The organism is Rhizobium sp. PDO1-076, from assembly GCF_000247475.1.
GTDB lineage: Bacteria > Pseudomonadota > Alphaproteobacteria > Rhizobiales > Rhizobiaceae > Allorhizobium.
Genome location: NZ_AHZC01000057.1, coordinates 1 through 9873 on the forward strand (window position 1 = coordinate 1; position 9873 = coordinate 9873).

Sequence of the window (9873 nt, forward strand, 5' to 3'; positions counted from 1 at the left end):
CGTTCCACCATCGATCGTGGTGCGCGCCGTCTATCCGGGCGCAAACCCGACGGTGATTGCCGAGACCGTGGCGACCCCGCTCGAAGAGCAGGTCAACGGCGTCGAGGACATGCTCTACATGTCCAGCCAGGCGACATCGGACGGCGTGCTGACGCTGACCGTGACCTTCAAGCTCGGAACCGATGCCGACAAGGCGCAGCAATTGGTGCAGAACCGCGTCTCGCAGGCGGAACCGCGCCTGCCGGCGGAAGTGCGTGCGCTCGGCGTGACCACGGTCAAGAGTTCGCCCGACTTCATCATGGTGGTCAACCTCGTCTCGACCGTGGATGACTACGACATTACCTATCTGCGCAATTACGCGACGCTCAACGTCAAGGACAGGCTCGCCCGAATCCAGGGTGTCGGCCAGGTACAGGTATTCGGCGCCGGCGACTACTCGATGCGCGTATGGATCGATCCGCAGAAGGCGGCCGAGCATTCGCTCGCCGCCAGCGACATCACCGATGCCATTCGCGGCCAGAACGTCCAGGCCGCTGCCGGCACCATCGGTGCCTCGCCCAGCGTGCCCGGCGTCGACCTGCAACTCAACGTCAATGCTCAGGGCCGCCTACAGACACCGGAAGAGTTCGGAAACATCATCGTCAAGAGCGGTGCAAACGGCGAGATCACGCGTCTGCGCGATGTCGCCCGCATCGAGCTTGGTGCAGCCGATTATACACTGCGCTCGCTGCTTGACGGCAAGCCTGCAGTTGCCGTGGCCGTTCTCCAGGCGCCCGGCTCGAACGCCATCGAGATTGCCGATAATGTCCGTGCCACCATGGATGAGTTGCAGCTGGCAATGCCGACAGGGGTGAAATACGAAATCGCCTATGACACGACCAAGTTCGTGCGCGCCTCGATCGAAAAGGTTGTCGACACGCTGCTCGAGGCCGTTGCCCTCGTCGTGCTCGTGGTGATCATCTTCCTGCAGACATGGCGCGCTTCGATCATCCCGCTGATCGCCGTGCCGGTCTCGATCATCGGCACTTTCGCCGTGATGTATGCCTTCGGCTTCTCGATCAATGCATTGACGCTGTTCGGCCTCGTGCTGGCCATCGGCATCGTGGTCGATGACGCGATCGTCGTTGTCGAAAACGTCGAGCGCAACATCGAAAACGGCCTCAGTCCGCGTGATGCGACCTACAAGGCGATGAAGGAAGTGTCCGGCCCGATCATCGCGATCGCGCTGGTGCTGGTCGCAGTCTTCGTGCCACTGGCGTTCATTTCCGGCCTCTCCGGCCAGTTCTACCGCCAGTTCGCCCTGACGATCGCGATCTCGACGGTCATCTCGGCGATCAACTCGCTGACCCTGTCTCCGGCACTCGCTGCGCTTCTCCTGAAGGACCATCACGCACCGAAGGATTGGCTGACCCGGTTCATGGACCGGATCTTCGGCTGGTTCTTCCGCGGCTTCAACCGGGCCTTCGGCGCGGCATCGAACAGCTATGCCCGTGGCATCGGCGGACTGTTGTCGCGCAAGTCGCTGGTGATGATCGTCTATCTCGGACTGGTGGCTTTGACCTATACGGCCTTCACCGCAGTACCGGGCGGCTTCGTGCCGGCGCAGGACAAGCAGTATCTGATCGGCTTTGCCCAGTTGCCGGACGGTGCCACCCTCGACCGCACGGAAGAGGTGATCAAGAAGATGAGCGACATCGCGCTGGAACAGCCCGGCGTCGCCCATGCGATCGCCTTCCCAGGCCTGTCGATCAATGGCTTCACCATCGGCTCCAACGCCGGCATCGTGTTCGCGGTTCTCGACGATTTCGAGGAACGCAGATCGCCGGAGCTTTCGGGCGGTGCCATCGCCATGGCGCTGAACCAGAAATATGCCGGCATCCAGGATGCCTTCATCGCCATGTTCCCGCCGCCGCCGGTCAACGGCCTCGGCTCGACGGGCGGCTTCAAGCTGCAGATCGAGGACCGTGCCGGTCTTGGCAATCAGGCTCTGGATGAAGCCACCAAGGCATTCATCGCCAAGGCCTACCAGACACCGGAACTGGCCGGGATCTTCTCGAGCTACCAGATCAACGTGCCGCAGCTCTACGCCGATCTCGATCGTGCCAAGGCTGAACAGCTCGGTGTTTCGGTCTCGGATGTCTTCGAAACGCTGCAGATCTATCTCGGTTCGCTCTATGTCAACGACTTCAACGCGTTTGGCCGCACCTACAGCGTGCGTGTACAAGCCGATGCCAAGTTCCGCGCCAAGGCGGAGGATATCAGTCAGTTGAAGGTGCGCTCGCAGTCGGGCCAGATGATCCCGCTTTCGGCGCTCCTGAAGGTCGATGCCACGACCGGACCGGAACGCACCACGCGCTACAACGGCTTCCTGGCTGCCGACATCAACGGCGGTCCGGCTCCGGGCTTCTCGTCGGGCCAGGCCCAGGCGGCCATCGAACAGATCGCGGCGGAAACCCTGCCCGCCGGGATCGACTTCGAATGGACGGATCTGACCTACCAGCAGATCCTCGCCGGCAATTCCAGCATCGTGGTCTTCCCGCTGGCGCTGCTGCTTGTCTATCTGGTGCTGGCTGCCCAGTATGAAAGCCTGACCCTGCCGATCGCGATCATCATGATCGTGCCGATGGGCGTGCTCGCTGCATTGACCGGTGTGTGGCTGACGGGGGGAGACAACAACATCTTCACCCAGATCGGTCTGGTAGTGCTTGTCGGACTATCGGCGAAGAACGCCATCCTGATCGTCGAATTCGCCCGCGAACTCGAGTTTGAAGGACGGACGCCGGTCCGGGCCGCGATCGAGGCCAGCAAGTTGCGCCTGCGCCCGATCCTGATGACGTCGATGGCCTTCATCATGGGTGTCGTGCCGCTGGTCGTCTCCACCGGTGCGGGTGCGGAAATGCGCTCGGCGATGGGTGTCGCGGTGTTCTCCGGCATGATCGGCGTGACCTTCTTCGGCATCTTCATGACGCCGGTCTTCTATGTGCTGCTGCGCAGGCTTGCCGGCAACCGGCCGCTGGTGCAGCATGACCGGGAACCGGCCAACAGCCAGACGGCCACAGGCGTTGAACATTCCGTCGCTGCGGAATGACCTAGAACCACCTTCCAAGCCGATGACATGGGCGGGATCTTCCCGCCCATGTCCGTTTCCAGACTATGCTCGCCCTGCCTGCCACTTCAGTCGACCGCACCGATGAAAGCGGTCTCTTCTCTCTTGCAGATCTTTTCGTCCCGTGCGACTGGACGGCCATGGAGATCTGACAGGAGTAAACCCCTTGAGCGCACGAGACCGTCTCATCGTCGGACTGGACGTCCCAACCATAACCGAGGCCGAGGCCATCGTCGCCAAGCTCGGGGACAGCGTTTCCTTCTACAAGATCGGCTACCAGCTGGTCTTTGCCGGCGGCCTGGAATTTGCCCGCGACCTTGCCCAGAGCGGCAAGAAGATCTTTCTCGACATGAAGCTGCTCGACATCGACAATACGGTCGCCTCCGGCGTCGAAAACATCGCCAAGATGGGCATGTCGATGCTGACTCTGCACGCCTATCCGAAAGCAATGCGCGCCGCCGTCGAGGCAGCCAAAGGTTCGGATCTTTGCCTGCTCGGCGTCACGGTGCTGACCTCGATGGACGAGCAGGATCTGGTCGATGCCGGCTACGAATATGATCCGCATACGCTGGTGCTGAAGCGCGCCGAACAGGCGCGCGCCGCCGGCATGGGCGGCATCGTCTGCTCGGCCGAAGAATCCGCTGCCGTGCGTTCGATCATCGGCCCGGACATGGCGCTGGTCACACCCGGCATCCGGCCCGCCGGTGCCGACAAGGGTGACCAGAAGCGGGTGATGACACCGGCCGATGCACTGAAAGCCGGCTCCAGCCATCTCGTGGTCGGCCGGCCGATCGTCAGGGCTGCGGATCCGAAGGCTGCAGCAACGGCAATCCTTGCGGAAATGGACGCCGCACTTCAAGCCGCTCGCTGACCGGCTGCGCAATCGGAAAATGGAGAGAACAAACATGGCCAAGGGTTACTGGATTGCGCATGTCACCATTCGTGACGCGGAGCGCTACAAGGACTATGTCACTGCTGCCAAGCCGGCCTTTGAAAAATACGGCGCAAACTTCCTCGCTCGTGGCGGCGATGTCACCGAGCTGGAGGGCAATGTCCGGCCGCGCAACGTGATCATCGAGTTTCCGTCGCATCAGGCGGCGGTCGATTGCTACAATTCACCGGAATACCAGATTGCCGCAAAAATCCGCCAGGAAGTCGCCGATGCGGACATGATGGTGGTTGCGGGTATCTGAGGCTGTTTGTCTCGCCCGCGCGGGCCTGATCAGCCCTTTCGCTAGAGCTGCGATTCGGCTAAGACAGGCCACAATCCATGGGCGTCTTGCGCGCCGATGCCGTTCAATCGCAGTTCAAATGCAGTCCAAATTCAGTCCAGGGGAACCCACCATGACCTTGTCGAACCTTCCGCCGCTCGTCACCGTCTTCGGAGGCTCGGGCTTCGTGGGGCGGCATGTCGTTCGGGCTCTGGCACGTCGCGGCTACCGCATCCGTGTCGCTGTCCGCCGTCCGGACCTTGCCGGCTTCCTGCAGCCGCTCGGCAATGTCGGCCAGATTTCCTTCGTCCAGGCGAACCTGCGTTACCGGGGATCGATCGACAAGGCCGTGCAGGGCGCCGATCATGTGGTCAACTGCGTCGGCATCCTTTTTGAAAACGGCCGCAACAGCTTTGACGCCGTGCAGGAATTCGGCGCCCGTGCCGTCGCCGAAGCGGCGCGTGCAGCCGGTGCCCGCCTGACGCATATCTCTGCCATCGGCGCCGATGCGCAGTCTTCGTCCATCTACGCCTCGACCAAGGGCCGTGCGGAAGCGGCGATCCAGTCGATCATCCCCGATGCGACGATCCTGCGCCCGTCGATCGTCTTTGGACCGGAAGACAGCTTCTTCAACAAGTTCGCCGCCATGGCTCGCATCTCACCCTTCCTGCCGCTGGTGGGCGGCGGCAAGACCAAGTTCCAGCCGGTCTATGTCGAAGATGTCGCCGAAGCCGTTGCGCTCTCGGTCGACGGCAAGATTGCCTCCGGCAAGATTTACGAACTCGGTGGGCGCGACGTGCTGACCTTCAAGCAGTGTCTGCAGACCATGCTCGAGGTGATCGGCCGCAAGCGTGCACTCGTGCCCATGCCTTTCGGCATTGCCTCGATGATCGGCAGCATCGCGTCCGCCATTCCGTTGATCACTCCGCCGTTGACCAGCGACCAGGTGACGCTGCTGAAGCGCGACAATGTCGTGTCGGACAGTGCCAAGGCCGAAGGCCGAACGCTGGAAGGCATGGGGATCCAGCCGGTGAAGGTCGCCTCCATCCTGCCGACCTATCTGGTGCATTTCCGTCCGCACGGACAGTTCACCGGTTCCGGTAAGGCCGCCTGAGGGCGGCCCATTGCACGGCCAACTGTTTCGACGTTGCACAAATGACGCAGTCGTGGAAACACCTGCGTTAACCGCGGATAAAGCAAGATCCTCTATTGATGCCTCCGATGGCAATGCGTAAAGACTCGGCCCCAACGGCAGGGCGAGAATGAACGCTAGCCCAAGTCTTCTACACCTCATGAGGCATTTTATGGGCAAGTCCATCGCACTGTTCTTTGCGTGTGCGGCATTGGTGATCATCGCCGGTTCGTTCCTCGCACCGTCGACAGTGGCAGCGCGCAAGGGCAATTGCTCCCCGGCCTATGGCGTCGATCCGTGCAGCACGAGCTCGATCACGGCGTCCGAATAAGACACAACAAAAAAGGCCACCCCGTCGGTGGCCTTTTTTGTGTCCTGCAGACAGATACGACGCGGCTCAACGGCCGACAAGCAAGGCAACAAGGCCGATGCTGCCGATCACGATGCGCCACCAGGCGAACGGCGCATAGCCACGCTTCGAGACAAAATCCAGCAGCGACCTTACCACCAGCAGCGCCGTGACAAAGGCCGCAACAAAGCCGATCGCGATGATCGTGCCGTCGTCGAAGCTCAGCGCATCGCGGTTCTTGTAGAGATCGAGCGCAAAGGCGCCGGCCATGGTCGGCATGGCGAGAAAGAACGAAAATTCTGCCGCCGAACGCTTGTCCGCACCGAGCAGCAGCGCGCCGACGATCGTGGCGCCGGAGCGGGATGTGCCAGGGATCATCGCCACGCACTGGCAAAAACCGATCTTCAGGGCGAGCGACAACGGATATTGCGTGACGTCGGTATATTTCGGCGTCAAAGGCTGGCGATCGATCCACAAAAGCACGAACCCGCCGAGGATCAGAACGACACAAATCAGCATCGGCGTCTCGAACAGCACGGTCTTGATGAAGTCATGCGCCAGCGCACCGATGACGGCTGCCGGCAGGAAGCCGATCAGCACGGCCATCACGAAACGGCGGCTTTCAGGGCTGGACGGCAGCGACAGCGCAATGCCGAGCAGCTTGGTGAAATAGACACTGAGGATCGCCAGGATCGCGCCCAGTTGGATCAGCACGGCAAAGGTATTGCCTGGTGATTCGAAACCGAGAAAATGGCCGGCGAGAAGAACATGAGCCGTCGAGGAAACGGGAATGAATTCCGTCAGACCCTCGATAAGTCCGAGCACAAGGGCGCTGATGATGGATTGGTCTTCCATGGAAACTCTTTCAGGGCGGGATGGCGAAGCGATTTGCTTGTATTGCGGTAACCAAGCTCCTATAGCTTGGAAGCCGAGGTCATGACCAGTCGCCTCTCGCACGGGCGTACCGGCAGGCGAAATTCCAAGAATTCGAGTAACAATGCCGACCCTCTACCACCATTCCATGTCCACATCGTCGCGGTTTATCCGTCTGGTGCTCTCCGAATACGGCTACCAGGTCGATCTTGTCGAAGAACAAACATGGGAAAAGCGTCGCGAGTTCCTGGCCTACAATCCGTCCGGCACCCTGCCGGTCTATGTTGACGACAATATGCGCGCGTTGTGTGGGGCGATGGTGATCTCCGAATTCCTGGACGAGACGCATGGCGTCTTGAAGCGCGACCGGCGGCTGCTGGCCGAGGATCCGTTCCAGCGCGCGGAAATCCGCCGATTGACGGAATGGTTCCTGCAGAAGATGGAGCAGGACGTCACCAAGCCGCTGGTGCGCGAACGGGTGCACAAGCTGATCATTCCGAACGGCCTTGGTGGCGGCGCACCGGATTCCAAGATCCTGCGCACCGCCCGCGGCAATATTCGCCAGCACATGAAATATCTGAGCTGGCTTGCCGGATCACGGCAATGGCTTGCGGGCGAACGGTTGAGCTATGCCGATCTGGCGGCGGCCTCCGCCGTATCCGTTCTCGATTATCTCGGCGAAATCGACTGGGCGGAATTCCCCGTCGCCAAGGAATGGTATCAGCGGCTGAAGTCGCGCCCCTCCTTCCGCCCGCTGCTGACCGAGCGCTTGCGTGGCCTGACCCCCGTCTCGCATTACGCCGATCTCGATTTCTGACGGATCCGGCCATGGACGAGCCGCAGAACGATCCGAAGGTCATCAAGCGGCGGACCAATCTCACCGGCTTCCTGCGCAAGGAGGCGGAGGCGCAAGGTTTCGATCTCTGTCGGATCACCTTGCCGGATGCCATTCCCCAGGCGCCGGAGCGACTTCAGCAATTCGTGGATGCCGGGCGCCATGGCACGATGGCCTGGATGGAAGAGACGAAAGAGCGCCGCGGCGATCCGCGCGTGCTCTGGTCCGACGTCCGCTCCATCGTGATGTTCGGGATGAACTACGGTCCAGATGAAGATCCGCGCGCGCTGCAGGCGCTGCCGGACAAGGCTGCCATTTCGGTCTATGCCCGCAACCGCGACTATCATGACGTCATCAAGGGTCGGCTGAAGGAGATCGCCACCCGCTTTGCCGCCAGAGCCGGTGCCGACGTCAAGGTCTTCGTCGACACTGCCCCGGTGATGGAGAAACCGTTGGCTGCCGCGGCGGGCCTGGGCTGGCAGGGCAAACACACCAATCTGGTCAGCCGCGAATTCGGCTCCTGGCTGTTTCTCGGCAGCCTGTTCACCACCGCAGAGCTTGAGATCGATGAGGGCGAGCGCGACCATTGCGGCTCCTGCCGGGCCTGTCTCGACGCCTGCCCGACCGACGCCTTTCCCGCACCCTACCAGATCGATGCACGGCGCTGCATTTCCTACCTGACGATCGAGCACAAGGGCGTCATCGACGCGGCACTCCGGCCAGCTTTCGGCAACCGGATCTATGGCTGCGACGACTGTCTGGCGGCCTGTCCGTGGAACAAGTTCGCCGCCGAAGCGCGCGAGATGAAGCTGAAAGCCCGCGACGATCTGAAGGCGCCGGACATTGCCTTCTTCCTGACGCTGGACGACAGCGGGTTTCGCACCTATTTCAGCGGCTCACCGGTAAAACGCATCGGTCGAGACCGTTTCGTGCGCAATGTGCTGATCGCCGCCGGCAATTCCGGTTCGGCAGCCCTTGTTCCGGCCTGCGAAAGCCTACTGGACGATGTCTCGGCCGATGTGCGCGGCATGGCCGTCTGGGCGCTGGCGCGGCTGGTTTTGCCCGATCGCTTTGCCGCACTTCGCGGGGAACATTTGCCCCGGGAAGTCGACGGCACAGTCCGGGCTGAATGGATGATGGAGAGCTGATACATGCGCATGATGATTTTCGGAGCCGGCTACTCGGGCAAGGCGATCGGCCGCCAGATGGCCGCGCAGGGTGCCATCCAGGACATCTGGGTTGGCGGCACCAGCCGAAGCGCGGAGAAGGCCGAGGCGCTTCGCGCAGCCGGGCTTCAACCCCATATCTATGATGGACAGGTTCTGTCCGACGAACTGATGCAGGCGCTGGCCGGCGTCACCCATCTGGTCCAGTCGATCGCACCGGGCCGCGACGGCGATCCGCTGATCCGTCTGTTTGGTGAAACCGGTTTGCGCGCCGCCATGCCCAAACTTGAATGGCTCTGCTATCTCTCCACCGTCGGCGTCTACGGCGATCATGACGGCGCCTGGGTGAATGAGGAGACAGCACTCAAGCCGGTCTCCGCGCGCTCGGTCGAGCGCGTCGAAGCCGAAACGGCATGGACGGCTCTCGCTCAGCGCGACGGCCTGCCGCTTGCGATCCTGCGGCTATCGGGCATCTATGGCCCCGGCCGCAACACCTTCATCAATCTCGAACAGGGAACCGCGCGGCGGCTGGTGAAGAAAGACCAGGTGTTCAATCGCATCCGCGTCGAGGACATCGCATCGGCCACAGCGTTTCTGGCCGTTCCCCGGACAGCCGGTGTCTTCAATGTCACGGACGACATGCCGAGCCCGCCGCAGGATGTGGTGAGCGAGGCAGCCCGGCTAATGGGGGTAGAAGCACCGGCCGAGCAGTCGTTCGAAACCGCGGACCTCACCCCCATGGCGCGGTCCTTCTATGGCGAGAACAAGCGGGTTTCCAACGCCAAGATCAAGGCGCTCGGATTTGATTTCCACTTCCCGAATTACTACCAGTCCCTGCAGGATCTACTGTCCTCGGGTCGCTGGAACAAACCGGCCTGATAGCCGTTTTAGAAGGTCGGGCTGCATCTGGATCACCCCCGGCAGACCCTACAGTTTGGGCCTCCACCACAAGCCAGCCACAATTAGGGCGGCAAATGTGACGAACTGGAAGAATTTTTCTTCATTTATTTTGTGATCGCGCATCTCCGGGCGACTCGAGGAATGGGATTCCTCCGTTCCAACTGGATTCAATAGGTTTTTTCTTCCCGTTTAGACTTCATTAAGGTGAATATTTTCTGCGAATCAATCACGCATGTTACGTCACGTAACATTACGTGATCACTCAAGGGCACGTTTTTGCCACTTTTCACCCCGCTTATAC

At 61.3% G+C, this 9873-nt stretch carries 9 protein-coding genes; 8 read left to right on the top strand and 1 reads right to left on the bottom strand.

The window, feature by feature from the left end; all coding sequences use genetic code 11:
• The 5 genes from PDO_RS05060 to PDO_RS28535 all read left to right on the top strand — a co-directional run.
• Window positions 1-3088: efflux RND transporter permease subunit (locus tag PDO_RS05060; protein WP_007598693.1), on the top strand; the 3088-nt coding region annotated here is incomplete at its 5' end.
• Between the two features lie 184 nt (window positions 3089-3272).
• Window positions 3273-3977 (top strand): orotidine-5'-phosphate decarboxylase, encoded by a 705-nt coding sequence (pyrF, locus tag PDO_RS05065; RefSeq protein WP_007598694.1) that lies wholly within the window; start codon window positions 3273-3275, stop codon window positions 3975-3977.
• A gap of 34 nt (window positions 3978-4011) precedes the next feature.
• A complete protein-coding gene (locus tag PDO_RS05070) occupies window positions 4012-4299 on the top strand; it encodes a DUF1330 domain-containing protein (protein ID WP_007598695.1) in 288 nt (95 codons plus the stop codon).
• Between the two features lie 151 nt (window positions 4300-4450).
• Window positions 4451-5431, top strand: coding sequence for a complex I NDUFA9 subunit family protein (locus PDO_RS05075; RefSeq protein ID WP_007598696.1), 981 nt, complete (start codon window positions 4451-4453; stop codon window positions 5429-5431).
• A gap of 190 nt (window positions 5432-5621) precedes the next feature.
• A complete protein-coding gene (locus PDO_RS28535) occupies window positions 5622-5780 on the top strand; it encodes a hypothetical protein (RefSeq protein WP_007598698.1) in 159 nt (52 codons plus the stop codon).
• A 66-nt stretch (window positions 5781-5846) separates the two neighbouring features.
• Here the strand turns inward: PDO_RS28535 and PDO_RS05085 are convergent, their stop codons facing one another.
• On the bottom strand, window positions 5847-6653 hold the full coding sequence (locus PDO_RS05085) for an undecaprenyl-diphosphate phosphatase (RefSeq protein WP_007598699.1): 807 nt from the start codon (window positions 6651-6653) through the stop codon (window positions 5847-5849).
• A gap of 142 nt (window positions 6654-6795) precedes the next feature.
• Here PDO_RS05085 and PDO_RS05090 point away from each other — a divergent pair, with 142 nt between their 5' ends.
• From PDO_RS05090 to PDO_RS05100, 3 genes are read left to right on the top strand one after another with little or no spacing between them, the layout of a single operon-like run.
• Window positions 6796-7488 carry a glutathione S-transferase family protein gene (locus tag PDO_RS05090; RefSeq protein ID WP_007598701.1) on the top strand — a complete coding sequence of 231 codons (693 nt, stop codon included), beginning with the start codon at window positions 6796-6798 and terminating at the stop codon, window positions 7486-7488.
• Window positions 7489-7499: 11 nt separating this feature from the next.
• Complete coding sequence (gene queG, locus PDO_RS05095) at window positions 7500-8654, top strand: tRNA epoxyqueuosine(34) reductase QueG (protein WP_007598703.1); 1155 nt, start codon at window positions 7500-7502, stop codon at window positions 8652-8654.
• 3 nt (window positions 8655-8657) lie between these two features.
• A complete protein-coding gene (locus PDO_RS05100) occupies window positions 8658-9551 on the top strand; it encodes an SDR family oxidoreductase (protein WP_007598704.1) in 894 nt (297 codons plus the stop codon).
• Window positions 9552-9873: the final 322 nt, after the last annotated feature.

Excerpts from the sequence above, each read along its gene's own strand:
- PDO_RS05070 (WP_007598695.1), top strand. The coding sequence starts at position 4,012 with ATGGCCAAGGGTTACTGGATTGCGCATGTCACCATTCGTGACGCGGAG.
- PDO_RS05090 (WP_007598701.1), top strand. The coding sequence starts at position 6,796 with ATGCCGACCCTCTACCACCATTCCATGTCCACATCGTCGCGGTTTATC.
- PDO_RS05085 (WP_007598699.1), bottom strand. The coding sequence starts at position 6,653 with ATGGAAGACCAATCCATCATCAGCGCCCTTGTGCTCGGACTTATCGAG.
- PDO_RS05075 (WP_007598696.1), top strand. The coding sequence starts at position 4,451 with ATGACCTTGTCGAACCTTCCGCCGCTCGTCACCGTCTTCGGAGGCTCG.
- queG (WP_007598703.1), top strand. The coding sequence starts at position 7,500 with ATGGACGAGCCGCAGAACGATCCGAAGGTCATCAAGCGGCGGACCAAT.
- PDO_RS28535 (WP_007598698.1), top strand. The coding sequence starts at position 5,622 with ATGGGCAAGTCCATCGCACTGTTCTTTGCGTGTGCGGCATTGGTGATC.
- PDO_RS05100 (WP_007598704.1), top strand. The coding sequence starts at position 8,658 with ATGCGCATGATGATTTTCGGAGCCGGCTACTCGGGCAAGGCGATCGGC.